This is a genomic window from Novosphingobium oxfordense (assembly GCF_044029435.1).
Taxonomy (GTDB): Bacteria; Pseudomonadota; Alphaproteobacteria; order Sphingomonadales; family Sphingomonadaceae; genus Novosphingobium.
In genome coordinates, this window is sequence record NZ_CP147005.1 from 1971830 (window position 1) to 1995524 (window position 23695).

26 protein-coding genes and 1 tRNA gene are annotated in these 23695 nt (G+C 66.0%); 15 read left to right on the forward strand and 12 right to left on the reverse strand.

The window, feature by feature from the left end; genetic code table 11:
• Nucleotides 1-105 precede the first annotated feature (105 nt).
• The 3 genes from WBP07_RS09150 (at nucleotide 106) to WBP07_RS09160 (ending at nucleotide 2232) form a co-directional block, all read left to right on the forward strand.
• The gene (locus WBP07_RS09150) at nucleotides 106-543 is read left to right on the forward strand and encodes a Fur family transcriptional regulator (protein ID WP_395390680.1); all 438 of its coding nucleotides are present in this window, start codon (nucleotides 106-108) and stop codon (nucleotides 541-543) included.
• Between the two features lie 10 nt (nucleotides 544-553).
• Nucleotides 554-1321, forward strand: coding sequence for a lysophospholipid acyltransferase family protein (locus tag WBP07_RS09155; RefSeq protein ID WP_395390681.1), 768 nt, complete (start codon nucleotides 554-556; stop codon nucleotides 1319-1321).
• Between the two features lie 164 nt (nucleotides 1322-1485).
• Nucleotides 1486-2232 carry a hypothetical protein gene (locus WBP07_RS09160; protein WP_395390682.1) on the forward strand — a complete coding sequence of 249 codons (747 nt, stop codon included), beginning with the start codon at nucleotides 1486-1488 and terminating at the stop codon, nucleotides 2230-2232.
• A 42-nt stretch (nucleotides 2233-2274) separates the two neighbouring features.
• On the opposite strand, the gene WBP07_RS09165 is transcribed toward WBP07_RS09160, so the two are convergent.
• Complete coding sequence (locus WBP07_RS09165; protein ID WP_395390683.1) at nucleotides 2275-2949, reverse strand: hypothetical protein; 675 nt, start codon at nucleotides 2947-2949, stop codon at nucleotides 2275-2277.
• Nucleotides 2950-3017: 68 nt separating this feature from the next.
• Between WBP07_RS09165 and ispH the strand changes: the two genes are divergently transcribed.
• The 4 genes from ispH to WBP07_RS09185 are packed head-to-tail and all read left to right on the forward strand — an operon-like array spanning nucleotide 3018 to nucleotide 6549.
• Nucleotides 3018-3992, forward strand: coding sequence for a 4-hydroxy-3-methylbut-2-enyl diphosphate reductase (gene ispH / locus WBP07_RS09170; protein ID WP_395390684.1), 975 nt, complete (start codon nucleotides 3018-3020; stop codon nucleotides 3990-3992).
• Nucleotides 3993-4005: 13 nt separating this feature from the next.
• Nucleotides 4006-4995 (forward strand): homoserine kinase, encoded by a 990-nt coding sequence (gene thrB / locus WBP07_RS09175; protein WP_395390685.1) that lies wholly within the window; start codon nucleotides 4006-4008, stop codon nucleotides 4993-4995.
• Nucleotides 4992-5432: a ribonuclease HI gene (rnhA, locus tag WBP07_RS09180; protein WP_395390686.1), complete on the forward strand. Its 441-nt coding sequence runs from the start codon at nucleotides 4992-4994 to the stop codon at nucleotides 5430-5432. Before thrB ends, rnhA begins: the two co-directional genes overlap by 4 nt.
• Nucleotides 5433-5436: 4 nt before the next feature.
• Nucleotides 5437-6549: an FUSC family protein gene (locus WBP07_RS09185; RefSeq protein ID WP_395390687.1), complete on the forward strand. Its 1113-nt coding sequence runs from the start codon at nucleotides 5437-5439 to the stop codon at nucleotides 6547-6549.
• A 42-nt stretch (nucleotides 6550-6591) separates the two neighbouring features.
• Here WBP07_RS09185 and WBP07_RS09190 read toward each other — a convergent pair whose 3' ends face one another.
• Nucleotides 6592-7704 carry an NAD(P)/FAD-dependent oxidoreductase gene (locus WBP07_RS09190; RefSeq protein ID WP_395390688.1) on the reverse strand — a complete coding sequence of 371 codons (1113 nt, stop codon included), beginning with the start codon at nucleotides 7702-7704 and terminating at the stop codon, nucleotides 6592-6594.
• A gap of 5 nt (nucleotides 7705-7709) precedes the next feature.
• Nucleotides 7710-8666, reverse strand: coding sequence for an alpha/beta fold hydrolase (locus tag WBP07_RS09195; protein WP_395395763.1), 957 nt, complete (start codon nucleotides 8664-8666; stop codon nucleotides 7710-7712).
• Nucleotides 8667-8795: 129 nt separating this feature from the next.
• Here WBP07_RS09195 and WBP07_RS09200 point away from each other — a divergent pair, with 129 nt between their 5' ends.
• The 7 genes from WBP07_RS09200 (at nucleotide 8796) to WBP07_RS09230 (ending at nucleotide 16201) form a co-directional block, all read left to right on the forward strand.
• Nucleotides 8796-9503: a prepilin peptidase gene (locus WBP07_RS09200; RefSeq protein WP_395390689.1), complete on the forward strand. Its 708-nt coding sequence runs from the start codon at nucleotides 8796-8798 to the stop codon at nucleotides 9501-9503.
• A 69-nt stretch (nucleotides 9504-9572) separates the two neighbouring features.
• Nucleotides 9573-10601, forward strand: a complete 1029-nt coding sequence (cpaB, locus tag WBP07_RS09205; RefSeq protein WP_395390691.1) for a Flp pilus assembly protein CpaB — start codon at nucleotides 9573-9575, stop codon at nucleotides 10599-10601.
• A 47-nt stretch (nucleotides 10602-10648) separates the two neighbouring features.
• Entirely contained in the window at nucleotides 10649-12181 is a 1533-nt protein-coding gene (locus WBP07_RS09210) for a type II and III secretion system protein family protein (protein ID WP_395390693.1), read from the forward strand.
• 14 nt (nucleotides 12182-12195) lie between these two features.
• On the forward strand, nucleotides 12196-12855 hold the full coding sequence (locus WBP07_RS09215; protein WP_395390694.1) for a CpaD family pilus assembly protein: 660 nt from the start codon (nucleotides 12196-12198) through the stop codon (nucleotides 12853-12855).
• 4 nt (nucleotides 12856-12859) lie between these two features.
• The gene (locus WBP07_RS09220; RefSeq protein ID WP_395390695.1) at nucleotides 12860-14131 is read left to right on the forward strand and encodes a CpaE family protein; all 1272 of its coding nucleotides are present in this window, start codon (nucleotides 12860-12862) and stop codon (nucleotides 14129-14131) included.
• Nucleotides 14132-14196: 65 nt separating this feature from the next.
• Complete coding sequence (locus WBP07_RS09225) at nucleotides 14197-15168, forward strand: type II secretion system F family protein (protein WP_395390696.1); 972 nt, start codon at nucleotides 14197-14199, stop codon at nucleotides 15166-15168.
• Between the two features lie 19 nt (nucleotides 15169-15187).
• On the forward strand, nucleotides 15188-16201 hold the full coding sequence (locus WBP07_RS09230) for a type II secretion system F family protein (RefSeq protein WP_395390698.1): 1014 nt from the start codon (nucleotides 15188-15190) through the stop codon (nucleotides 16199-16201).
• Between the two features lie 88 nt (nucleotides 16202-16289).
• Here the strand turns inward: WBP07_RS09230 and WBP07_RS09235 are convergent, their stop codons facing one another.
• Together WBP07_RS09235 and WBP07_RS09240 are read right to left on the reverse strand one after the other, a co-directional pair.
• Complete coding sequence (locus WBP07_RS09235) at nucleotides 16290-16928, reverse strand: LysE family translocator (protein WP_395390699.1); 639 nt, start codon at nucleotides 16926-16928, stop codon at nucleotides 16290-16292.
• A 70-nt stretch (nucleotides 16929-16998) separates the two neighbouring features.
• Nucleotides 16999-17319: a hypothetical protein gene (locus tag WBP07_RS09240; protein WP_395390700.1), complete on the reverse strand. Its 321-nt coding sequence runs from the start codon at nucleotides 17317-17319 to the stop codon at nucleotides 16999-17001.
• 366 nt (nucleotides 17320-17685) lie between these two features.
• Between WBP07_RS09240 and WBP07_RS09245 the strand changes: the two genes are divergently transcribed.
• A tRNA-Ala gene (locus WBP07_RS09245) sits at nucleotides 17686-17761 on the forward strand.
• Between the two features lie 44 nt (nucleotides 17762-17805).
• Here WBP07_RS09245 and WBP07_RS09250 read toward each other — a convergent pair.
• The 7 genes from WBP07_RS09250 to WBP07_RS09280 all read right to left on the reverse strand — a co-directional run bounded on the left by WBP07_RS09250 (nucleotide 17806) and on the right by WBP07_RS09280 (nucleotide 23662).
• The gene (locus WBP07_RS09250; RefSeq protein ID WP_395390701.1) at nucleotides 17806-18069 is read right to left on the reverse strand and encodes a hypothetical protein; all 264 of its coding nucleotides are present in this window, start codon (nucleotides 18067-18069) and stop codon (nucleotides 17806-17808) included.
• An 18-nt stretch (nucleotides 18070-18087) separates the two neighbouring features.
• Complete coding sequence (mtnP, locus tag WBP07_RS09255) at nucleotides 18088-18978, reverse strand: S-methyl-5'-thioadenosine phosphorylase (protein WP_395390702.1); 891 nt, start codon at nucleotides 18976-18978, stop codon at nucleotides 18088-18090.
• Entirely contained in the window at nucleotides 18968-19609 is a 642-nt protein-coding gene (locus WBP07_RS09260) for a TetR family transcriptional regulator (RefSeq protein WP_395390703.1), read from the reverse strand. Before WBP07_RS09260 ends, mtnP begins: the two co-directional genes overlap by 11 nt.
• Nucleotides 19610-19623: 14 nt before the next feature.
• Nucleotides 19624-20409 (reverse strand): SDR family oxidoreductase, encoded by a 786-nt coding sequence (locus tag WBP07_RS09265; protein ID WP_395390704.1) that lies wholly within the window; start codon nucleotides 20407-20409, stop codon nucleotides 19624-19626.
• Between the two features lie 208 nt (nucleotides 20410-20617).
• A complete protein-coding gene (locus tag WBP07_RS09270; RefSeq protein WP_395390705.1) occupies nucleotides 20618-20923 on the reverse strand; it encodes a hypothetical protein in 306 nt (101 codons plus the stop codon).
• Between the two features lie 118 nt (nucleotides 20924-21041).
• Nucleotides 21042-22538 carry a 2OG-Fe(II) oxygenase family protein gene (locus WBP07_RS09275; protein WP_395390707.1) on the reverse strand — a complete coding sequence of 499 codons (1497 nt, stop codon included), beginning with the start codon at nucleotides 22536-22538 and terminating at the stop codon, nucleotides 21042-21044.
• Nucleotides 22535-23662 (reverse strand): aspartyl/asparaginyl beta-hydroxylase domain-containing protein, encoded by a 1128-nt coding sequence (locus WBP07_RS09280; RefSeq protein WP_395390708.1) that lies wholly within the window; start codon nucleotides 23660-23662, stop codon nucleotides 22535-22537. The genes WBP07_RS09275 and WBP07_RS09280 overlap by 4 nt, the downstream gene beginning before the upstream one ends.
• Nucleotides 23663-23695: the final 33 nt, after the last annotated feature.

Sequence of the window (23695 nt, forward strand, 5' to 3'; positions counted from 1 at the left end):
ACCAAACTGCGGAAAGCCGGATGGTCCAGCGCCCCCAAAGGTTGTGATTGGAGGCGCACCAGCCTAAATAGCGGGTGCGCCTCTTTTCATTGATACAGGTCAAACGTGCACCAACCTATCGACATCGAAGCCCTCTGCGCCGAACGCGGCCTGCGCATCACCGAACAGCGTCGGGTGATCGCAAGAGTCCTGTCCGAAAGCACGGACCACCCCGATGTGGAGAAGCTGCACCAGCGCGCCTCCGCACTCGATCCCGGCATCTCGATCGCCACGGTCTACCGCACCGTGCGCCTGTTCGAGGAAGCGGGCATTCTGGACCGCCATGATTTCGGCGACGGCCGCGCCCGCTACGAAGCCGCGCCCGAGGCGCATCACGACCACATGATCGACGTCGAATCCGGCGCCGTCATCGAATTCGTTGACCCCGAGCTGGAAGCGCTGCAGCGCCAGGTGGCCGAACGCCTCGGCTTCCGTCTCGTCGATCACCGCATGGAACTGTTCGGCGTGCGGATCGAGCGCGAGGACGGCGAAACCCGCAAGTGATGCGCCACCCGTGACACAGGCAACGGCGGCCGCTCCGGAGCATCCCATCGCGCTCTGGGGCTGGCCGCTCGTGGCCGTCCGGCTGTTCGCCCTGCTGCTAACGCTGCTGGCCAGCCTTGCCGCCTATTACCTGATCGCGATCTTCACGCGCGCCAACCCAGCACCGCGCCTGTTCCTGCGCGCGGTGGCGGCGATTTCCGGCCTGCGCATCACGATGCGCGGCGCGCGCCCTGCAAAACGCAGCGTATTGCTGGCCAATCACGTATCCTGGCTGGACGTTCCCGCCCTTGCCGGGACAACGGGCACCGCCTTCGTCGCGCATGACGGCCTTGCCGACTTCGGCCCGCTGCGCTGGCTCTGCGAATTGAACGACACGATCTTCGTGGCGCGCCACGAACGCCGCAGCGTCGCCGCGCAGATCGAGCAGGTGCGCCAGGCCATCGCCGATACCGGCAGCCTGACGATCTTCCCCGAAGGCACCACCAGCGACGGCACGGGGCTGTTGCCGTTCAAGTCATCGCTGCTCTCGGCGGTCGAGACCGGCTGCGACGACCTGGCGATCCAGCCGGTCTGGCTGGACTATGGCCCGCGCGTGGCGGACATGGCCTGGGTGGGCGAGGAGCCGGGACTGGACAACTTCCTGCGCCTCCTCGCGCGCTGGAAGCCGCTGCGCCTTACGCTACACTTCCTGCCGCCGCTGACGAGCGAACAGCGCAGCGACCGCAAGACGATAGCCCGCCACGCGCGAGAGGCGATCGAGCGGACAAAGGCGCAATAGCCGCGCCCTTAGGTTGATGCAGCCAGCGACTGTCCGGGAATATTGCAGGGAAATATTCTTTAACGGATGTCAAAATCCGTCATCCCGTCGAGATCTTCCAGTTAAGAGGATTTTTATCTGCCCGGCTATACAGCGCTCATAGCAAGATAGCGGGATAACTCTCCATGCCGCAGACCGAAAAGCTTGCGAGAAACGGAAAACTCGCAACGATCGCTATTTTCATCGCATCACCACTCGTTCGCATCGTGGTACATCAGAATAGTCGAAGCCACCTGCATATGCTTATCGAGGCGTTACTTTTCGCCGTCATACTAATGGCCTTCTTCATCACGCACCGATGGCAACGCGCCATGAAGAACGCGACTTCCTCTACATTGAAGCTGCGCACGCAAATGGAGGAAAATCTGAACGAGCTGAAACCGCTTCAGACCCGCCGCACCGAATTGCTCCATGAAGCAGCCGCTCTACACCGCAAATCGGCTCAATTGCGTCGCACCCACACGCTGGAACACAAGCAGCAGTTGGAGAGCATCCGTCAACGCGCAGCGCCCCTCGAAGCGCAGATCAAGCTACATCGGGCCAAAGTTGAACGCCTGCAATGCGAAGTTGCAACAAGCCCGGACGCCGCCCGGGCTATGGTGGAAAAATTGCAACTGGTGAGATCGCTGACAGCGCAGATCGCGAACCTCCATCGTGAGAACGCGGAGGAGCGGGATGCAAAGCGCGCTAAGATCGATGCGCAAGCCTTCGCCCTACATTCGCAAGCAACGGAATTGTCCGAAGAAGCAAACGCGTTGCAAGCGACCGACAATTACCAGCGCCTGAGCCGACAGGTAGGCGAGCAGACAGAGACGCTGAGAAAATCGGCGGCGAACCTGCGGGAGATCAGCGGCATCAAAAGAAGCTGCTGATCATCGCGATGGCGACGGGGGACAAGGCCCCCGCCGGATAACTCAACGCGTGGCGTTGTAGGCCAGTTGGCTCTCATCAAGCTGGAAGCCCACCAGCACTTCGAAGCTGGCGCGGGCCACGGCGGCCTTCACGTCGGGCTGCGACAGCGGATCGACGGCGGCGTCCTGATCGCCGGCCTTGCGCGGGCGGGTGATGCGCTCACGCACGTCGGCAGGCAGCGTCGCTGCCGAGCGGTCGATGTAGGCGGTGCCGGCGAAGTGCGCCTGCGCGCGGTCCTGACCGGCGGCGAACGAGACCTGCACCTGGCCCACGCGCTTGGAAACCACGGCGGAACCGCCCTGCAGCACGCTGACGAATACCGGCAGCGTTACCTGGCGGGCGCTCTGCGTGTCGTTGCGGCGGGCCAGAACATCGAAGCTGACTTGCGAGGTCACCTTGTCGTTCGCCTGCGCGCCGTTCTGGTCGCTGCACTGCGTACGCACGTTGGTCATCGCTGCCACGACGTCGATATTGGTCGAGGTCTTGTCGTTCGGCGTGCGGAACAGCGTGATGTCGCCGGTGTAGTCGGGAATGCCCACGGCCGGGCACGCGGTACGCACCGCAGTGATGCCCACGCCCGAATCGACCACGATATCGCCCTTCTTCGCACAGCCGCTGAGCGCGGTCACCGCGGCGGCGGAGCAGAGGACGGTAGCAGTCAGGCGGCGTGCATTCATCGGTACATCCCTCGAGTGGCGTGCGCTTGCCCTAGCGGCGCGCGCGGCAAAGCGCTAGAGGCCCATTCATGAACGCGCCCTTTCCGCCTGAGAAGACATTAACCGACAGCAAACCCCTACGTCTGCTGATTGCCGCCCCGCGCGGTTTCTGCGCCGGCGTCGACCGTGCCATCGAAATCGTGGAGCGCGCGCTGGAGATCTATGGCGCGCCCGTCTACGTCCGCCACGAGATCGTGCACAACAAGTTCGTGGTCGACAATCTGAAGGCCAAGGGCGCCGTTTTCGTGGAGCGCGTCGATCAGGTGCCGGACGGCGTGCCGGTGATCTTTTCCGCGCACGGCGTGCCCAAGTCGGTCCCCGCCGAAGCGAGCGCACGCGGCCTTGAGTGGCTGGACGCCACTTGCCCGCTGGTCAGCAAGGTCCACCGCCAGGCGGAGCGCCAGATCGCGGACGGGCGCCACATTCTCTTCATCGGCCACGCCGGCCATCCCGAAGTGATCGGCACTTTCGGCCAGGTTCCCGAAGGCAACATGACGCTGATCGAAACGGTGGAGGATGTCGCCACCATCGACGTTCCGGCCGACCGCGAATTGGCCTATCTGTCCCAAACCACGCTTTCGGTGGACGATACCCACGCGATCATCGCCGCGATCGAGGCGCGATTCCCGCATGTCGTGGCGCCCAAGGCGGAGGATATCTGCTACGCCACCTCCAACCGGCAGGCCGCGGTCAAGCAGATCGCGCCGCAGTGCGAACTGGTGCTGGTGATCGGTTCGCCCAAAAGTTCGAACTCGCTGCGGCTTGTTGAAGTGGCGGAGCGTTCGGGTTCGGTGGGCCGGATGATCCAGCGCGCCGCCGATATCGATCCGGCGTGGTTCGACGGGATTGCCAATGTCGGCCTCACCGCCGGCGCCTCCGCGCCGGAAGAGCTGGTCAACGAAGTGATCGCCCGCATCGCGGAACTGCGCGACGTTACGGCCGAGCAGGTCGTCACGGCCGAAGAGACCATCACTTTCAAGCTGCCCCGCCAGCTCGCCCGCTGAGGATTCCCTAAACATGGCAGTCTATACCCGGCTCGGCGCCGAAGAGATGGCGTCGATCGTCGATGCGTTCGATGTCGGCACCCTGATCTCCGCCAAGGGCATTGCCGAGGGCGTGTCCAACAGCAACTGGCTGATCGAAACCCAACAGGACGGCGCCTCTCGCCGCTTCATCCTGACGGTCTACGAAAGCCGGACCGACATCACGGAACTGCCGTTCTTCCTGGACCTGCTGGACCATCTGGCCGCACGCGGCTGCCCGGTGCCGCGCACCATGCATGACCGCGACGGCGCCAGCCACCGCCTGATCGATACGCCGGAAGGCAAGAAGGCGCTGGCGCTGATCGAGTATCTGCCCGGCGTTTCGGTTTCGGAGCCGACCGTGGGCCAGGCCCACGCGGTGGGCGCGGCGCTGGCGCAAGTCCATCAGGCTTCGGCGGACTTTCCGATGAACCGCGCCAACTCGCTGGACTTGCCCGCGTGGCAGCAGCTTCTGGGCGATTGCGGGCATGACGGGCTGGCCTCGATCGATGCAGGGCTAGCCGCTCTGGTCGAGCGGGAACTGCCGCTGCTGGCCGCAAGCTGGCCGCAAGACCTGCCGGGCGGCGTGATCCATGCCGACCTGTTCACCGACAATGTGCTGATGCTGGGCGACAAGGTCACCGGCCTGATCGACTTCTATTTCGCCTGCACCGATCTGCTGGCCTACGACGTGGCGGTGACGCATGCGGCGTGGTGCTTCTCCAACGACGGCACGCGTTTCGACGCCGATCTCTCCGCCGCGCTGATCGCCGGGTATGAGAGCATCCGCCCGCTCTCCGCCGCCGAACGCGCCGCCCTGCCCGTGCTGGCACGCGGCGCCGCCGTGCGCTTCCTTTCCACCCGCGCCTACGACTGGCTGAACACGCCCGAAGACGCGCTGGTTACCCCCAAGGACCCCATGGCTTTCGCGCGTCGCCTTGAATTCTATGCCGATCCGGCCAACTTCGGTATCTTCGGCGCATGAAGAAGGTAGACGTTTTCACCGACGGCGCCTGCAAGGGCAATCCCGGCCCCGGTGGCTGGGGCGTGCTGCTGCGCATGGGCGTGCACGAGAAGGAGATGTCGGGCGGCGATCCCGACACCACCAACAACCGCATGGAGATGACCGCGGTCATCAAGGCGCTGAACGCGCTGACCGAGTCCTGCGAAGTCACGCTGCATACCGACAGCAAGTACGTGATCGACGGCATCACCAAGTGGGTGCACGGCTGGAAGAAGAAGGGCTGGGTCAACGCCAGCAAGCAGCCCGTGCGCAATGCCGACCTGTGGCACGATCTGATCGAGGCCAGCGGCCGCCATCAGGTGGATTGGCAATGGGTGCGCGGCCATTCCGGCCATGTCGAGAACGAGCGCGTGGACAAGCTGGCGAGCGACGCGGCGGTCGCTGCCGGCAAGGCCTGACGCCTTGGCGGCGCTGAGCGCGTTTCGCCAGCGTTTCGAGGAAGAAGCGCGCGCGCTGGTAACGCCCGGCCCGCGCATGGCGGACGAGTGGGCCTGCGTCGCCTCGGTCATGCTGGCCATAGTCATCGCGCATCTGATCGGCGCGCGCATGGTCGGCTGGGCCGCCTTCACCGCCTTCGTATTGCTGAAGAGCGAGGCTTCGGAAACGATGCTGCGCGGGGTGCTGCGCATCGTCGGCACCGCGCTCGGCTCCGGACTTGCGCTGATCGTGGTGCCATGGGCCGCACGGTCGCTGCCATTGGCGATGGTGAGCGCGGCGGCGGTGGGCGCGGTCGGCCTCTACGGCATGCTTACCGCAAGGCGGGCTTACGCGTGGCTGCTGTTCGGCCTGACGTTCGAGATGGTGCTGCTGGACAAGCTGGAGCATCCCGCGCTCGACACCATAGAATTCGCGCAGACGCGCCTGCTGGAAGTGATCGCGGGCACCGTCGCCTGCGTGATCGTCAGCCTCGTCACCGCCACACTGGCGGGCAAGAAGTGGCTGGCGCTGCAAAGCCCCCGGCCGGATCGGATGGGCTGGCATCCTCACGCCGCGCGCCACGCGGTGCAGGCGGGCATCGCCATTGCCGTGCTGCCCCTGCTCCACGCCCTGTTCGACCTGCCAGAGATGGCGCAGGCAGCCGTGACGATCATGGCGGTGATGATCGTGCCGGTGGCCGGCATCGGCGCCAGCGGCTTCGTGCCGGTGACGCGGCGGCTGTTCCACCGTACCCTGGGCTGCCTGGCCGGCGGCGGTCTGGCCCTGGCCGTGCTGCTGCTGGCAGAGGGTAGCGCACCGGTGCTGATCGCAGGCACTTGCCTTGGCATCGTGATCGGCCGCCATATCGAGAACGGCCTGCCGCAAGTCACCTATCTGGGCCTGCAATTCACGCTGACGGTCTTGGTGGTGCTGGTGCCCGATTCCTATGCGGACGCGCATATCCTGCCCGCCATCCACCGCCTGATCAGCATCGTGATCGGCATGGCCGTGCTGGAGCCGGTGCTGCTGATCTGGCACTTCGTCGCTCCGGGCCGCAAACCGGCAGAGCGCGTGGAGGACGTTCCGGGATCCGAGTAGGCCCGGATCCGAGTAGGCCCGTATCCGAGTATGATCGCGTCCTTACGCCGTCACGAAGCGGTCCGGCGAATAAGGCGCGGGATCGAGATCGCCGCCCTTCTCTTCCAATAGCAACGCCGCCCCTAATACGGCAGCGGCCGGTGCGGTCTGGATGCCGAAGCCGCCTTGCCCGGCGAACCAGAAGAACGCCGGGTCGGCCGGATCGAAGCCGTAGACCGGCAGCCGGTCCGGCGCGAAGGAGCGCAGGCCCGCCCAGCGGTGCTCCACGCGTTCCACCGGCCAGTCGACCACGTTCTCCAGCCGATCGATGGCGAGCGCCACGTCCAGTTCCTCCGGCGCGGCATCGCAAGGGGCGCTGGGCGTTTCGTCATGCGGGCTCAGCCAAAGGCGGCCATGCTCGGGCTTGAAATAGAAGGTCTCGCCAAGGTCCAGCACCAGCGGCAGGTCGTCCGGCACCGGGCGGCCGATCGCCAGTTGCGCCATGGTGCGGCGGTAAGGCGCGATGCCCAGCGGCCGCATGCCCGCCAATCGCGCCACCGAATTGGCCCATGCCCCAGCGGCATCGACCAACACGCCGCAGACGATCTCCTGCCCATCGGCCAGCGTCAGCGTCCAGCCGTGTGCGGTGCGGGTGGCGGCGCGCAGGCCCGCGCGGCAGCGAATCTCCACGCCCTCGCGCCGGGCGGCAGCCAGATAGTGTTGGTGCAGCGCGGCTACGTCGATGTCGCACGTGCTCGGCTCCAGCACGCCGCTGGTCCAGCCGGGACGCAGGCCGGGCACGCGTGCCTCGATCCCCGCGCGGTCCAGAACCCGAACCTCGACTCCCAGATCGCCGTAAGTGCGGGCAAAGCGCTCGACCTCGGCCTCCTCGCCCACCCGCCCCAGCGTCAGCGCGGATCGCGGGGCCAGCACGCCAAGCGCGCGCAGTTCGGCGCCCGAAGCCGCCGTCAGCGGCTGAACGCGCGGCCCGCCGTAGCTTTCGGTCCAGAACGCGGCGGACCGGCCGGTGGCGTGATAGCCGGGCCGTTCCTCCGCCTCGATCACCAGAACCCGCGCGCCCGCTGAGCTACCCGCCAGCCGCGCGGCCAGCGAGGCACCGGCCATGCCGGCGCCGACAATGACGAAATCGAACCGCGTATTCGTGGGGGCGTCCATGGGGATCAGCCCCTAGCGGGCGCTTCCCGCTTCAGGAAGTCCCGGATCGCAGCCATCGCCCGATCTCGCACCGGATCGACCTCACGCAAGATCTCATGCCGGCACTCGCGCCCCCAATCGATCAGTTGGGCATGCGGCAGCCGGGCGGCGGCCTTGCGAATCGCCGGCCATGAGACAAGCCCGTCATGGCGGGTGGCCAGCAGAAGCACCGGCAGCTCCACCGATTCGAGCACGCCCTTGGCCTCCAACCCCTTGATCGAGGCCAAGGCACGTTCGATCCAGCGCCAGCTTGCCGCCCCCATGGCAATGGCCGGGCGTTCGCGGCGCCACCAGTCCTCATCGGCATAGCGCGATTCGTCATGCGTCAGCAGCAGTGCACGCGCGTTCGGGATAAGCTGGGGCTTCTCGTTGCCCTTCCACGCCGGCCGGCGCGAATCGCCCAGCGCGGTCATCATCCGTGCCACCGGATGCAGGATCGTGGCGGGAATCGTGGTGGGATGGATGCCCAGCATCGGCGCAGAGAGCACCAGCGCATCAGGCACCACGCGCCGTTCCGCCACCGCGCGCAGGGCCAGATGGCCGCCCATCGAATGGCCGACCAGCACGTGCGGCCCCGGCGTTCCGGCGGCCCATTCCGCCCAGAACTTCGCAAGGTCGTCGATCCAGATGGCGAAGTCATCGACATGGCCGGTCATGCCATCGCGGCCCAGCCGGCCGCTCAGGGCCTGCCCGCGCCAATCGATGGAACTAACCGCCCAACCTTCCTCGGCCCACTGCTCCAGCGTCTCCAGCCACTTTTCGTAGCAATCCCCGCGCCCGGGCAGGAACAGCAGCGATCCGCGCGGCTCCGCTGGCACCGGCCAGTCGATCCGGCGGATCGCCGTCTTGCCGTCGCTGGCCAGCCAGCGGCTTTCGACTACGCCCTGCGGGATCGCGCGCCGCGCCCGGTCCTTGGTTTCCATCACCTTGAAAGGATAGGGAATTTCACTTGTCTCGATGGTCACGTGGCTAATTCCAGCCTCAGTGCACTGGTTACTATTTGGTAAGTGATACTCGCTAGATCACTCCCTTGTTAAGGGGGGTCCTAACGCATGTACGCCGCGTATTTTGCCTACGCATTGCTGGCCGCATTGGCAACCGCGCTGCTCGTCGCCGCCTTCACCGATCTGAAGCGGCGCGAGATAGACAACGCGCTTAACCTTGGCATAGCCCTAGCCGCCCCCCTCTGGTGGCTGGCGATGGGCTATGGCTGGGCCGATATCGGCTACCAGATCGCCCTCGCCTTCACGACATTCGCCATCACCTGCATCCTGTTCGTCATCCGCCAGATGGGCGGCGGCGACGTCAAGCTGCTGACCGCACTGGCGCTGTGGTTCGCACCCGCGCATTTCCTGATGCTGGTGGTACTGATGGCCGTGGCCGGCGGCGGTGCTTCGGTGGCCATGGCCGCCTGCAACATGCAGCGCCGCCCCGGCGAAGCCGTGCGCGATATCGCCGCATGGCTGGCCGCCGCCGGCTGGGTCTGGCTGGCCGCCGCCATGACCTGGGCGCTGGCCAAGGGCCGCCCGCTGTTCGCACCCGAATTGCTGGCCCGCACGACCGCCCTGACGGCGGCCGTGACCGGCCTTTTCATCGTCATCCTGTTCACTCTTGCCTTCGCTCACATCCAGCGCCGCCAGAAGTCGAAGCTGCGCGTGCCCTACGGGGTCGCCATCGCGGCGGCGGGGCTGTGGGTGCTCGCGGACCGCACAATCTCTGCGGTCCCGGCAAATTCCATATTGGGCACCATAACGGGGTGAACCTGATTTTAACCAATTTACCCGAAGGTACACAGAGTTAGTCGGGGATACTCAGGGGGCTTCATAGCCATGGATAAGAAGAAGCTGGTGCTGCTGGTTATCGCGCTGCTCGTCGCAGCCGGTACCGCCTTTGCCGCCAGGTCGATGTTCAGCGGCGCCGCGGCGCCCCAGGCCGGTGCCGCCGTCGCCGCTGCCGTACCCACGGGCCCCAAGGTCCTGGTGGCGCAGCGCGCACTGCCGGTGGGCACCATCATCACCGCCGACTCCGTGTCCTACCAGGACTGGCCCAAGGAACTGGTGAAGGACGCCTACTTCATCGAGGGCGAGGCCGACATGCAGAAGCTGATGGGCACCGTGGTCCGCTATCCGATCACGGCCGGTCAGCCGATCACCCAGGGCGGCCTTGTCGCGCCGGGCGACCGCGGCTTCCTGGCCGCCGCGCTCGGGCCGGGCATGCGCGCCGTGACCATCCCCGTCTCCGCCAAGACCGGCGTCGGCGGCTTCGTCTTCCCGGGTGACCGCGTCGACCTGGTGCTGACCCAGCAGGTCGCCGGCACCGACGGCGGCGAAGCCCTGCGCGCCTCCGAAACCATCCTGCGCAATCTGCGCGTTCTGGCGACCGACCAGGCCACAGATCAGGACATCGTGGACGGAAAGACCGTGGTCAAGGCCGTCAGCACCGTCACTCTCGAAGTCACCCCGCGCATCGCCGAAAAGGTCGCCGTGGCGCAGGAACTGGGCACCATCAGCCTCTCGCTGCGCTCGATCTCCGACAATCAGGGCGAATTCGAACGCGTGCTCGCCGCTGGACAGCTGAAGGTTCCCGAAGGCGCAAGCAAGGCGCAGGAGGAACAGCTCATGCGCAATGCCATGAACCAGCCGATCGAGGGCAACACGACGTATGTGACCGGTGGTGACGTCTCGCGCTTCCAGCGCTCCAGCCGCCCGTCGACCTCGGCATCGTCTGCACCGGTGGTCGCGGCTGGTCCGATCGTCGCCTCCGGCCCGGTCTCTTCCGCTCCGGCCGCCCCCGTCGGCCCGGTGATCCGCGTGACCCGTGGCAAGAACGTCACCGTCGAACCCGTGGGCAGCCACTGATGCACGCGCCGCGAACCAACCGCTTCCACCCGAAGAAGGGCCATCCGATGAATACGCGCCTTCTCAAGTCCCTGCTGCGTGCCGCCTGCGTGCTCTCACCGCTCGCCATGCCGTTCGCCGCCCCGATCGCCGCGCAGTCGGTGGTTCGCCCGGTGCAGGACATCACGCTTTCGATCGGCAACGGTCAGCTCGTCAATGTCCCCGGCGCCATGACCGACGTGTTCGTCGCCAATGACGCGGTGGCCGATGTGCAGGTCAAGTCGCGCAACCAGTTCTACCTGTTCGGCAAGGCCGGCGGCACCACCACGGTCTACGCCAGCAACTCGGCCGGTGCGGTGGTCTGGTCGGCAACGGTGCGGGTGGGTTCGAACATCGACAGCGTCGATTCGATGCTGCGCCTGGCCATGCCGGAAGCCAAGATCGGCGTTTCCACCGTGGGATCCGGCACCTTCCTGCTCACCGGCACGGTCAAGACACCGGAAGACGCGGCTGAAGCCGAACGGCTGGTCCAGGCCTATGTCGGCAAGGACGCCAACGTCATCAGCCGCCTGCGTATGGCCACGCCGCTGCAGGTAAACCTGCAAGTGCGCATCGCCGAAGTCAGCCGTACGGTCGTCAAGTCGCTGCAATCGAACCTGACGACGGTGGACAGTACCGGCGGCTTCAAGTTCGGCATCGGCCAGGGACGCAGCGGTTGGTTCAACCAGTACACGCCCGGTGGCGCGTTGGGCATGGGCACGGCCCCCACCGGTGCCACGGGCGTCAACCCCGCGACGACGGGCAGCACGCTCGCCCTCGCCGGGAAGCTGTTCGGCGTGAACATCCTCGGCGCGCTTGATGCGGCCGAGACGGTGGGCCTTTCCACCACGCTCGCCCAGCCCAACCTCACCACGCTTTCGGGCGAAAGCGCGGAATTCCTGGCGGGCGGCGAATATCCCATCCCGATCGCGCAAGGCACCAGCAGCACGACCATCACCGTCGAATACAAGAAGTACGGTGTGTCGCTCAGCTACGCGCCCACCGTGCTCGGCAATGGCCGCATCTCTATGCGCGTTCGCCCGGAAGTCTCGGAATTGACGAGCGATGGCGCGGTTTCGCTTAACGGCTATTCGGTTCCCGCACTGACCGTGCGCCGGGCCGAAACGACTGTGGAACTGGGCTCCGGCCAAAGCTTTATGATCGCCGGCCTGCTGAGCAACAATTCGCAGAATTCCATCCAGAAGCTGCCCGGCGCAGGCGATCTACCGATCCTGGGCTCTCTGTTCCGGTCCACCAGCTACAAGCGTGGTGAAACCGAACTGGTGATCGTCGTCACCCCCTACCTCGTCAATCCCGTCGACAACTCTGAGATCAAGCTGCCGACCGACGGGTTCAATGCCCCCAACGATCTGCAACGCGTCCTCGGCAACATGAACGCGGACGGCGTCAGCAGTGGCAAGAGCACCCCGCCGTCCGGCACTCCGGCCCCCGCTGCGCCTGCAGTGGGTGGCGCAGTGAGCGGAGAGGCCCGCGCCAGCGACAACAAGACCAAGGGCGCCTCTGCGTCGGCCGGCGCGAAGCCTGGCTTCAGCATGAATTGAGGAAGGTGATTCCGATGACCAAGTCCCGTTTCGCCTTTTCCAGCCGCACAGCCGGCATTGCACTCGCCACGTCGCTTGGCCTGGCGCTTGCCGGATGTGGCGGCGTACCCACCAACCGCTCGATGAATTCGGTGCATCAGCCGATCGTCGAGAAGGTCAACTACGCCCTCGATGTGGGCACCGGCGGAGACGGCCTCGCCTATGGCGAACAGGCGCGTCTGGCCGACTGGTTTTCCGCCATGGGCGCGCGCTACGGCGATCGCATCTATGTGGAGGATGCTGGCTCCAACCCCGGCACCCGCAGCGCGGTAGAGGCAGTGGCCGCCCGCTTCGGCCTGTCGCTCAGCGAAGGCACGCCGGCCACCGAAGGCTATCTCGACAAGGGCCGTGCCCGCGTGGTGCTGGTCCGCTCCAAGGCCTTTGTACCCGGCTGCCCCGACTGGTCGACCAACAGCGATTTCAATCCGGGCAACGGCCTTTCGGGCAACTACGGCTGCGCGACAAATTCCAACCTTGCCGCGATGGTCGCCAATCCGGAAGACCTGGTCCACGGCGCGACCGGCGACACCACGGTCAGCGTCCGCAGCACCAAGGCGATCGAAGCCTACCGCGCTGCCGATCCGTCCGGCAAGGGCGGCACCCAGCTTCCCGCTACTTCGAGTAAGGGAGAATAATCCCATGAACGCACCCTGGAAATCCGGCGGCCCCGGCGGCCGCGACCAGTTCGCCGCCTATCTCTGCGACGAAGCCTCGCTCGACGTGCTGCGTCCGCTCGCCGTTGAAATGGGCTGGCAGCCGGAGAAGTGCAACAAGGGCGGCCTGCGCAATGCCGTGCAATCGCTGGCGATCACCGCCTCGCCCAATATCCTGCTGGTCGACCTGTCGGAAAGCGGTGACCCGCTGAACGACATCAATGCCCTGGCGGAAGTCTGCGAGCCGGGCACGATGGTCATCGCGGTCGGGCAGGTCAACGACGTCCGCCTCTACCGCGACCTGATCGCCAGCGGCATCCACGATTACCTGCTGAAGCCGCTGTCGCCCGCGCAAGTGCGCGATTCGCTGACGCAGGCGCAGGCCGTAATCTCCGCCCCCCGTTCGCATGACGGCGGGGCCGCCAAGGCGCACGTCGCCACCGCGGTGATCGGCACGCGCGGCGGCGTCGGCGCCTCCACGCTGGCGACCTCGCTCGCCTGGCTGTTCAGCGCCGACAACAAGCTGCCGACCGCGCTGCTGGATCTCGACATCCACTTCGGCACCGGCGCGCTGGTGCTGGATCTGGAGCCGGGCCGCGGCCTGACCGACGCGATCGAGAACCCCAGCCGCATCGACGGCCTGTTCATCGAACGCGCGATGATCCGCGCCAACGACAATCTTGCGATCCTCTCGGCCGAAGCGCCCATCAGCACCCCGCTGATGACCGACGGTTCCGCCTTCCTCCAGCTGGAGGAAGAGTTCCGGCAGGCCTTCGAGATGACCGTGATCGACCTGCCGCGCAACATGCTGATCAACTTCCCGCAACTGGTGGCGGACGTGAACGTGGTGGTGCTTGCCACCGAATTCACGCTGGCCTCCGCCCGCGACACGATCCGCATGCTCTCGTGGCTCAGGGTCAATGCCCCGCACGCGCGGGTGATCGTGGTCGCCAACAAGGTGCAGTCGGGCCTAGCCGAGATCAGTAAGGCGGATTTCGAGGCCTCGATCGAGACGCGCGTCCAGCTTTCGATCCCCTATGACCTCAAGGCCGCATCGACGGCGGCGAAGCTGGGCCAGACTTTTGCCGACGCCAACCGCTCCACCCGGGCGGGCGGCGCAATTCGCGAACTGTCGCGCCTTATTCTCGATGACGCCGGCGACGGCCCCGAAAAGGGCGGCGCCAAGCCTTCGCTGCTGGGCAAGTTCGACCTCAAGTCGATCATGGGCAAGACCACCAAGAAGGAAGCGGCGGCCTGACCGTGGCGCGTGGCGGCCCGGCCGCCACGCAGCCCTGATGGCGCAGCGACAAGTGGACGACGGCGATGAATCTGATGCAACTCGGTCTGGTGATGGTCGGCCTGCTGGCGGTGATCGGGCTCGTCCTGGCCGCATTCTCCGGCCCCTCTCCCGACAAGGAATCGACCCGCCGCCTGAAGAGTGTGCGGTTCCGCCACTCGCAGAACCAGGACGACCGGCTGGAGGCGCAGATGCGCCGCGCCGTGGCGGCCCGCAAGCCGCGCGTCCACAAGGTTGCCGGATCGGGATCGATGATCGATGCACTGGCCCTGCGCCTGCATCGTTCCGGACGGACCTGGACGGTAACGCAGTACATCTATGGCTCGGTCGGCCTTGGCGTCGCGGTGACGGTGTTGGTCTTCCTCAAGTCCGGCGTGCTGCCGTTCGCGCTGGCGTTCGGCGGTTTCATCGGGGCATGGGTGCCGCACTTCGTGCTGGGCAAGATGGTCGCGCGGCGCACCAATGCCTTCAACGTGAAGTTCGCCGACGCCATCGACCTGCTGGTGCGCGGCCTGCGTTCGGGCCTGCCGGTGACCGAAACGCTGGGCATCGTCGCCCAGGAAGTGCCCGGCCCGGTGGGTGAGGAATTCAAGCTCGTCACCGAACGCATGAAAATCGGCAAGACCATGGAGGACGCCCTCCAGGAAACAGCCGACCGCCTCAACATCGCCGAATTCAACTTCTTCTGCATCACCTTGGCGATCCAGCGCGAAACCGGCGGCAACCTGGCCGAAACGCTGGCGAACCTGGGCGACGTGCTGCGCAAGCGATCGCAGATGAAGCTGAAGATCCGCGCGATGAGTTCGGAATCGAAGGCGTCCGCCTACATCGTCGGCTCGCTGCCCTTCATCGTCTTCGGCATGATCTTCTGGATCAACCCGAGCTACGGCGGAAAGTTCTTCATCGACGAACGCCTGATGGTCGCCGGCATCGGCGGCGCCATCTGGATGGGCATCGGCGCCTTCATCATGGCCAAGATGGTCAGCTTCGAGATCTGAGCGGAAAGAACCAGCCACAATGCTCAATCAACCCGCCGGTCCCACGATTCTCGGTTTCGACGTCTATCTCGTCGGCACCTTGCTGTCCGCCGTGGCCGCCATCTCGGCGCTCCTGGCGATCTATGCCGCGATCACCGTGCGCGATCCAATGGCCAAGCGCGTCAAGGCGCTGAACCAGCGGCGCGAGGCGCTGAAGGCCGGGATCGTCACTACGGCCAAGAAGCGCACGTCCGTCGTTCGCCGCAACGAGACCACCGACAAGATCGGCAGCTTCCTGGGCGCGCTGAGCGTGCTGCAGGACAGCCAGTTGAAGGTCATCCAGCAGAAGCTGGCGCAGGGCGGTATCCGCAACAAGGAATGGGCCGTGGCGGTCGTCTTCGCCCGCATGGTCGCGCCGATCGTGCTGGGCGGCATCGCCGCGCTCATGATCTACGGCATCAACTACTTCCCCGAATGGGGCGCATTCAAGCGCTTCATGGGCTTCGCCGCGATGCTGCTGCTGGGCTACAAGGGCCCCGACATCTTCCTGCAGAACCTGATCTCCAAGCGCACCGACCTGATCCGCAAGGGCCTGCCGGACGCGCTGGACCTGCTGGTGATCTGCGCCGAGGCCGGCCTTACCGTCGATGCCGCGTTCGATCGCGTCGCCCGCGAACTGGGCCGCGCCTATCCCGAACTGGGCGAGGAATTCTCGCTCACCTCGATCGAGCTTTCGTTCCTGACCGAGCGCCGCCAGGCCTTCGAAAACCTGGCCTATCGCGTCAACCTGGACTCGATGAAGGGCGTGGTGACGACGATGATCCAGACCGAACGCTACGGCACGCCGCTCGCCTCCGCCCTGCGCGTGCTTTCGGCCGAATTCCGTAACGAGCGCATGATGCGTGCCGAGGAAAAGGCCGCGCGCCTGCCGGCGATCATGACCGTGCCGCTGATCCTGTTCATCCTGCCGACGCTGTTCGTCGTCATTCTCGGCCCGGCGGCCTGTTCGATCGCCGACGCCTTCTCGGGCGGCGATCCGCACCCGCCGAAGTAAGACAAACCGTTTTCGGAACCGAGCCCCCTTCCCGGCATAGGCCGCGAAGGGGGTTTTCGTTTGGGCGCACTACCTCACCCGAGGCAATTCAACGCGTGGAGGACGCCGCCAGCCTCAGGCCGAACGCCATGAAAACGCCGCCGGTCAGCCGGTCCATCGTCTTGACCGCCCCGGGCCGGCGCAGGAAGCGGCCAAGGGGCGCCGCCGCGCCGATCAATGCGGCGAACCATACGACGGTCAGCAGCACGTGAAGGCAGGCCAGGAGGAAAGTATACCCGGCAACGCCCGTGCTGCCCGATACGGTGTGCGGTACGAACTGTGGCAGGAAGGTGACGTAGAACACCCCGATCTTGGGGTTGAGCATGTTCGTCAGGAACCCTTGCAGAAAGGCTCCGCCGCCCCGCCTGCCCGATGAACCCTGCGCCACATCCAGACCTTCGCGCGGGCGAAGCACCAGCTTCGCGCCCAGCCAGAGCAGGTATCCGGCGCCCAGGAACTTGACGATCGTATAGGCCAGTTCCGACGCGCGCAGCAGGGCGCCCAGCCCCAGTGCGACCGCCGCGCCCCAGATCAGACAGCCAATGAGAATGCCCAGCGCCGCGAAGATCGCCGGCCGGCGGCCCTCCACAGTGGCCGAACGCAGCACCATGGCCGTATCGACACCCGGCGTGATAGTCAGGATCGTGGCTGCAACAAGAAAGGCGAGAAGCAGGGAAAGACTGGTCATGCGCCGCTTCTACAGCCGCGCGGCCCGCTTGCCACCCCCTTGCTGATCCCCTGCCGCGAGGCCCGACGCCCTACGGATATCCGATGCCGAAGAGTTCGAGGACTTTCTCGCCCCGTTCGGTCAGGCCGACCGATATGCCGGCCAATCCCACGGGATCGGAACCGTCGCTTGCGAACGCGTCGCGCAGCCGGCGCGACCATTCCGTTCGGGGAATCGGCTCGAAGGGATATTCACCCGCAGCCAGTCCGACCAGTTCCCGATCCGCAAGGTACAGCAGACTCTCGGCCAACGAAGCGCGATCGTAACGCGAGGTCGCGCTAATCATATCGAGCAGGGAGCGCTCCCCATCCCTCAGTTCATCCAGTAATTGGACAATCGGGTTCCAGTCCATGAGCGGGGTCCTCCTGAAGCACGGCGCCGGCAAACCGGCCGCCCCCTGTCTGCAATGCAGGTATCTACAACGAATCTCGACTGCGGCAGATGGCTAAGCTCTGAATTCAAATCACGAAAAGCCGCCAAGGTGCCAATCTTCAGGTGCAATGCCGACCGGCTCGGACGATTTCCCTGCCCCGATGCCCGCATAGGCCGCCAATTCGCATGGCTCCGAATGACGCATCCTCGCGCCTTTCCACAAACAGCCTGTCGATAACTCAATTTTTGTCTTGCCAGACCGGCAAAGGCACGCCAAAGGGCGCTCCTCCCCGGCGCAAGCAGGGGCTGGATCGAACCTCCCAGGGATCGATCCGATGAAATGATTGGGGCCTTAGCTCAGCTGGGAGAGCGCCTGCATGGCATGCAGGAGGTCAGCGGTTCGATCCCGCTAGGCTCCACCATTTCCTTTCCGCTCTTGCGGATTTTCCCAAAAAAATCAGATGTTTCAGACCGGAACTTCAACCAGTTCCACGATCTCGAATACGTAGCTTTTCCAGCCGCGCATGCGCTTGGCGTCCTCGCTCGCGGCGCGCTTGCGCTTGGCTTCGGCCAGCGAGCGTTCGTGCCCCCAGAACACCTCGGTCTTGCCGTTTTCCAGCTCCGCCACGATGCGCCAGTAATGGGTGAAGGGATCGGCGGTCGGCCCGATGGTCTTTACGTAACCATCGGGCATCGTTGCCGTGAGATAGCGCTTCTTCCGCTTTGCCATGGTGGAATCGCTTGCCGCTCAGCCCTGAGGGTCGAGCACCCTGCCCGCCACCGCATCCAGCCGCGCCAGCAGCGCGCCATCGCGCGCCTCGGGCGCGGTGATCAAGGCATGGTCAAGCGCATGGTCGATCGGGCTGTGCGGCCGCTCCGCAGGCAGCGTCGCCGCCAGCAGGCGCAAGGTCTGGCGGGCCACGCGCGCATTGGCGTGCATCACTTCCAGCACGTGGCTGACTTCCACGCCCGCCTCTTCCTCACGCCATGAGTCATAGTCGGTGACCATGCCCAGCATTGCGTAAGGCAGCTCCGCCTCGCGGGCGAGGCGCGCTTCGGGCATGCCGGTCATGCCGATCACATCGGCGCCCCAGGCACGATACATGCGGCTTTCGGCGCGGGTGGAGAACTGCGGCCCTTCCATGGCGAGGTAACACCCTGCCGGATGCACGGTCGCCCCCGCCAGCCGCGCCGCTTCCCCGGCCAGCGCCGAAAGCCGCGGGCAAGCGGGATCGGCCAGCGAGACGTGCGCGACCATGCCCGTGCCGAAGAAGCTGCCGTTGCGGCCTTGGGTGCGATCGATGAACTGGTCCACCATCACCATGTGGCCCGGCGCCATCTCCTCACGAAGCGAACCGATGGCGGAAAGCGCCAGCACATCGGTCACGCCACAGCGCGCCAGCACGTCGATATTGGCGCGATAGTTCACGGCCGAGGGCGGAATCGCATGCCCGGCCCCGTGGCGGGCGATGAAGGTGAAGCGCACCCCCTCGATCCGCCCGGTCGTGACCGGCCCCGAAGCTTCGCCGAACGGGCTGGAGACCGAAATCTCCTGTGCCTCTTCCAATTCGATCCCGGCGGTCAGTCCCGATCCGCCGATCACTCCGATGTGCCAGAAGCTGCCTTTTTCAGCGCGCAAGAATACCTGCCATGATGATGTCTATGGTATGCTCGCGATAGCGGTCGCGCAGCTCTTCGGTCAACGTATCCTGACCGAAACAATGCTTGAGGACGAGGCGGGCCGAAAAGAACCGGTCCACCGCCCCCGTCACCGTGAAGTAGAACAGCTGCGGGTCGATCTCGCGGAAGACACCGGCGTCCACGCCGGTGCCAATCAGTTCCTCATAAGCGCGGTAGATCGGCGAGAGGTAGCTGTCGGCAATGCGCCGCGCCTCTGCATCGTCGCTTTCGCGCACCATGCGCATGGTCAGGCGGTTGAGGTAAGGCACCTCGTAGAAGGTATCGACCACCTTCCAGAGATGGCGGCGCAGCTTGGCCTCGGGCGACCAGCCGTCCTTCGCCAGCAGCGCGTCCACGCTGGTGACGATGGCCTGCCAGTCGCGATCGAGCAGCGCCTTCAGCAGCCCCGCCTTGTTGCCGAAGTAGTACTTCACCAGCGCCGAATTGAGACCGGAACGCAGGGACAGTTCGGACAGGGAGATGTCGATCACATCGCCTTCGCGCATGATCGCGCTGGCCGTGTCGAGCAGGTGCGCCCGCGCCCCGGGGGGCGCGGCGTCTTCGGTGCTGCTGGTGCCGATCGGGGCCATCGCCTGCCTGTCCGTTACTTCGGCCCCATGCGGATCGCGCCGTCCAGACGGACGCTTTCGCCGTTGAGGTAGTCATGCTCCACCATGAACACCGCCAGCTTGGCGTATTCCTCTGCCTTGCCCAGACGCTTGGGGAACGGCACCATCGCCGCCAGCGCATCCTGCACCTGCTGCGGCATCGCCGTCATCATCGGCGTTTCGAAAATGCCGGGCAGGATGGTGTTGACGCGGATGCCCTCGCTCATCAGATCGCGCGCGACCGGCAGGGTCATCGCCAGCACGCCGCCCTTGGACGCGCCATAGGCGGCCTGGCCGATCTGCCCGTCCTGCGCCGCGACCGAGGCAGTGTTCACGATCGCGCCGCGCGAACCGAATTCGTCCACCGGATCGAGCGTGACCATGCCTGCCGCAGACTTGCTGATGCAGCGGAAGGTGCCGACCAGGTTGATCGCGATCACCTTCTCGAACACGGCCATGTCATGCGCGCGCGGTTCGCCGGTTTCGCGGTTCTTGCCCACGGTCTTGGCGGCAGGCGCGATGCCGGCGCAGTTCACCAGCACGCGTTCCTGGCCATGGGCGGCGCGGGCCTTGGCGAAGCCTGCATCGACGCTGGCGTCGTTGGTGACGTCCACCTTGCAGAACACGCCGCCGATCTCTGCCGCGATGGCTTCGCCGACTTCCTCGTTCAGATCGAAGATCGCCACTTTCACGCCCTTGGCCGCAAGCGCGCGCGCGGTTGCCGCGCCAAGGCCAGAGGCCGCACCGGTAACGACGGCGGCCGTGCTGCTGTCCAGAATCATCGCATTCTCCCGTTCCACGAAGCCCCACGACCCTCCGTTCGTCCGGAAGACACGCACGACATTTAATCGGCCGGTTAAGCGGCCTTCGTGGACAGGTCAATCACCGAGCGCGAAAACCCGCCCCGGCGACGTAAAGCGCGACGTAGAACACGTCGCAGCGCGTGCTCCGTCCGACACATCGTCATGCCGAAAGGAGCACGCGAAACGGTCACTGCACGGGGTCCATCCCGCGCTGGATCTGCGAACGTTCGATGTTGGAGCGATCGGCCTGGCGCTGGGCCTCCCACTGGCTCTTGGTCATGCAGACTTTCTTGGCATGCAGCAGAGAGCCGATTTCCTGCTGGCGCTGGCAGATCACGGGATCCTTCTTGTCGATCGCGCTCACTTGTGCCGCCGGTTGCGCAGCCGGTGCGGCGGCGGGGGCCGTATTGGCCACGCCCTCGGCGGCAGAGGCCGGAGCGGCGGCAGGTGCAGGCGCAGCCTGAGCGGCAGCGAAAGCAGGGGCGGCAGTCATCAAAATCGCAGCAATCAAAACTGGGGTACGCTTGAACATGGTATTCTCCCAAGCACGCGCCCCGCAGGCGTCGTGCCGTTTTCTCATGAAACGAAACTATGCCGCGTTGGGCAGTCGTTCAAGAGCGCAGCGGAAAGGCCACATCGAATGCCACCGACATGCGCTCGCCCGAAGGGAACGGCCGGGTGCCGTGCCACATCCACGACGGAAACAGCACCAGCCGCGCCGGTTGCGGCCGCACGGTGAGACGCGGCGCCAGTTCGATCCCCAGCGAGGACGGCGCACCGCCCAGGTCGAGATGGCCCTCCTCCCCCTCAAGCCCTTGTGGAACCGCGATATAGAGCGCGGAACTGATCCAGCCTTGCGGATGATGGTGCGCGGCATGGAACCCCGCCTGCCCCAGCCGGACCGACCAGCTTCCGGCGAAACGCGGCCGCCCCGCGCGCGGATGCGAAAGCGTGGGATGGCGCGGATCGGGGGCGGGTAAGGCGGCAAGATAGTGCGAAACCTCGCGCCGCAGCACTTCGCGCAGGCGGACGATTTCAGGCTCGATCCGCGAAAGCAGCGCGCCATCGGTCTGCGTACCACCGCGCACCGACTGGTCGAGGAAGCGTCCGGCGCCGCCGTGAAGTCGGCCCAGCAGCAAGCGCAGGTCGGCCAAGCCGATCGCTTCCGGATCCAGATCGACCACGCGGCACAGGCCCTCCTGCCCGTCCAGCCATTCGGACCGGGCGTCACCGGTCAGCCGCCAGGCCAGCGCCGCATAGGGCCACATGCCTTCCGCCCCGGTCGCTGCCAGCCAGGGCTCGATGGTTTCGCAAGCCTCAGCCACACGCCCGGTGCGCAGCAGATGTCGCACCAGCCAGACCGCGTGCCCATGATCGACCGGCACACCTAGCGCCGCGAACTGCGCCGCCGCCTCGTCGCTGCGCCCCAGTTCGTCCAGCGCCGCCGCACGGGAAAGCTGGAAGCCGGGCGCGGCGCCATGCACGGCAAGCGCGCGCTCCGCCACGGCAAGCGCCGGGCCGAACTTCTCCCCCGCCAGCAGGAGATCGATCGCCAAGCTCCGCAAGGCATCGCTTTGTGGAAACCGCGAAAGCGCCGCTTCGATGGTCGCCAAGCTGCGGCCGCCCTGCCCGACAAGCGTGGCAAGCTGCGCAAACTGACGATGCCCTTCCATCCAGCCGGGATTGGCCGCCAGCATCGCTTCCAGTTCGGCCAGTCCGCGCGCGCCCTCCCCCTCGGCATGGCGGGCGGAGGCGAGGCCGAAACGGATCTCGCCCTTGGTCGGGGCCAATCGGATCGCCTCTTCGAACTGCCTTGAGGCGGGCAGGCCCGCTTCCAGCCGCACATGCGCCAGCGCGTGCATCATTCCGGCATTGCCCGGCGCAAGGCGAAGGCCCTGCTCCAACGCCGCAATCGCGTCCGCGCGCCGGTCAAGCGCGCGGCGAAGCATCGCCGCCCAATGCAGTAGCGAGGGTTCGGGCGAATGGCCGCGCAGATAGCCGGACAGGCGCGCCTCTGCCGCTTCCTCGGTTCCGTTCGCCAGCGCCTGGCCCGCCAATTCGGCCAAGCTCTCCGGATCGTCGCGCAAGGAAGCGTTCGTTTTCATCATCGGTCGCGAGCGCCTTGCGATGCTACGGTTGCCGCCACGGCCTGCCGCTCCGGCGCGGAAAGGCCCGGGTGCCACACGTCGAAGATCAGCACCACGCGCAGCAGGTCGCTGGGGTTCAACGCCTCATGCTCGATCGTATCGTCGAAGGCAAAAGCCTCTCCTTCGCGCCATTCGCGCGTTTCGGCACCCACCCGGAACCAGCAGCCCGACGGCACCACCAGCGGGAGGTGGCAGACCAGCCGGGTATTGTCGACACCGACGTGCGGCGGGATCGCGGTATGCGGCGCCAGCAGCGAGAACATCGCATTGGGCGAGGCGCCGGGAACCTGCGGCTGCGGCAGGCGCGACAGGATCTCCATCGTGCGCGGTGCCTGCGCGGCATTGCCCTCCACCACGCGCCCGTGGCGCAGCAGGTGGATCGCGCTCCAATCCGGGCTGTGGTTGAGCGGCTGCCACTGGTCGAGCGGCTGGTGCTGGTCGTACTGGACATAGGGTTCCAGCTCGGCCCGCTCGGATTGGATCAGCGCCTGCATTTCCGCGCGGATCGCCTCGAACCCGGCTTCCACATCCGCAAGCCAAGGGGTGGTATGGCGCGGGTGGAACTCACGCTCGACAAGGCCGGGGTAATGAAAATGCGTCGGCGTCGAGTGGTAGACGCGGGTCTTCTGCAGGATGTTGTCGCGGAAGCGGGCAAGCCGCCATTCCATATCCTCTCGCTCCGCATCCGTCTCACCGGAAGCGTCCAGCGCTGCCTTGCCGGCCTGCGCCAGTTGCTCCGCCCGCCGCGCCTGCCAGGCCGCGTGAAACGCCTCGCCCGCCGACAGCGCGGCGGCCAGCGGAGCCGGCAATGGCGTTTCGGGTTTCTGCGCGATCGCCGCGCCCCAGGCTTCGCCGGCGGCGGCGTCCTCAAGGCGCTCGAGCAGGCCTGCCCGCATGACCAGCGCCATGAAGTCCAGCGGAGCGAGTGCCAGCGCGCGATGCACCGCATCCAGCGCGCGGCGTGGCTGCCGCAAAGCCCGGCGCAGCGCCGCCAGTTTCAGCCATTGGGCAAGGGCCTGCGCGCCAACGAATGCCCCCGCATCGTCGGCCAGCAGTGTTTCGAGTTTTTCTGCAGCATCGGGCAACTGCCCCGCTGCAACAAGTCGATCAATTTCAGC

Excerpts from the sequence above, each read along its gene's own strand:
- WBP07_RS09160 (WP_395390682.1), top strand. The coding sequence starts at position 1,486 with ATGCCGCAGACCGAAAAGCTTGCGAGAAACGGAAAACTCGCAACGATC.
- WBP07_RS09165 (WP_395390683.1), bottom strand. The coding sequence starts at position 2,949 with ATGAATGCACGCCGCCTGACTGCTACCGTCCTCTGCTCCGCCGCCGCG.
- ispH (WP_395390684.1), top strand. The coding sequence starts at position 3,018 with ATGAACGCGCCCTTTCCGCCTGAGAAGACATTAACCGACAGCAAACCC.
- thrB (WP_395390685.1), top strand. The coding sequence starts at position 4,006 with ATGGCAGTCTATACCCGGCTCGGCGCCGAAGAGATGGCGTCGATCGTC.
- rnhA (WP_395390686.1), top strand. The coding sequence starts at position 4,992 with ATGAAGAAGGTAGACGTTTTCACCGACGGCGCCTGCAAGGGCAATCCC.
- WBP07_RS09190 (WP_395390688.1), bottom strand. The coding sequence starts at position 7,704 with ATGGACGCCCCCACGAATACGCGGTTCGATTTCGTCATTGTCGGCGCC.
- WBP07_RS09195 (WP_395395763.1), bottom strand. The coding sequence starts at position 8,666 with ATGGAAACCAAGGACCGGGCGCGGCGCGCGATCCCGCAGGGCGTAGTC.
- WBP07_RS09200 (WP_395390689.1), top strand. The coding sequence starts at position 8,796 with ATGTACGCCGCGTATTTTGCCTACGCATTGCTGGCCGCATTGGCAACC.
- cpaB (WP_395390691.1), top strand. The coding sequence starts at position 9,573 with ATGGATAAGAAGAAGCTGGTGCTGCTGGTTATCGCGCTGCTCGTCGCA.
- WBP07_RS09210 (WP_395390693.1), top strand. The coding sequence starts at position 10,649 with ATGAATACGCGCCTTCTCAAGTCCCTGCTGCGTGCCGCCTGCGTGCTC.
- WBP07_RS09215 (WP_395390694.1), top strand. The coding sequence starts at position 12,196 with ATGACCAAGTCCCGTTTCGCCTTTTCCAGCCGCACAGCCGGCATTGCA.
- WBP07_RS09220 (WP_395390695.1), top strand. The coding sequence starts at position 12,860 with ATGAACGCACCCTGGAAATCCGGCGGCCCCGGCGGCCGCGACCAGTTC.
- WBP07_RS09225 (WP_395390696.1), top strand. The coding sequence starts at position 14,197 with ATGAATCTGATGCAACTCGGTCTGGTGATGGTCGGCCTGCTGGCGGTG.
- WBP07_RS09230 (WP_395390698.1), top strand. The coding sequence starts at position 15,188 with ATGCTCAATCAACCCGCCGGTCCCACGATTCTCGGTTTCGACGTCTAT.
- WBP07_RS09235 (WP_395390699.1), bottom strand. The coding sequence starts at position 16,928 with ATGACCAGTCTTTCCCTGCTTCTCGCCTTTCTTGTTGCAGCCACGATC.
- WBP07_RS09240 (WP_395390700.1), bottom strand. The coding sequence starts at position 17,319 with ATGGACTGGAACCCGATTGTCCAATTACTGGATGAACTGAGGGATGGG.
- WBP07_RS09250 (WP_395390701.1), bottom strand. The coding sequence starts at position 18,069 with ATGGCAAAGCGGAAGAAGCGCTATCTCACGGCAACGATGCCCGATGGT.
- WBP07_RS09260 (WP_395390703.1), bottom strand. The coding sequence starts at position 19,609 with ATGGCCCCGATCGGCACCAGCAGCACCGAAGACGCCGCGCCCCCCGGG.
- WBP07_RS09265 (WP_395390704.1), bottom strand. The coding sequence starts at position 20,409 with ATGATTCTGGACAGCAGCACGGCCGCCGTCGTTACCGGTGCGGCCTCT.
- WBP07_RS09270 (WP_395390705.1), bottom strand. The coding sequence starts at position 20,923 with ATGACTGCCGCCCCTGCTTTCGCTGCCGCTCAGGCTGCGCCTGCACCT.
- WBP07_RS09275 (WP_395390707.1), bottom strand. The coding sequence starts at position 22,538 with ATGATGAAAACGAACGCTTCCTTGCGCGACGATCCGGAGAGCTTGGCC.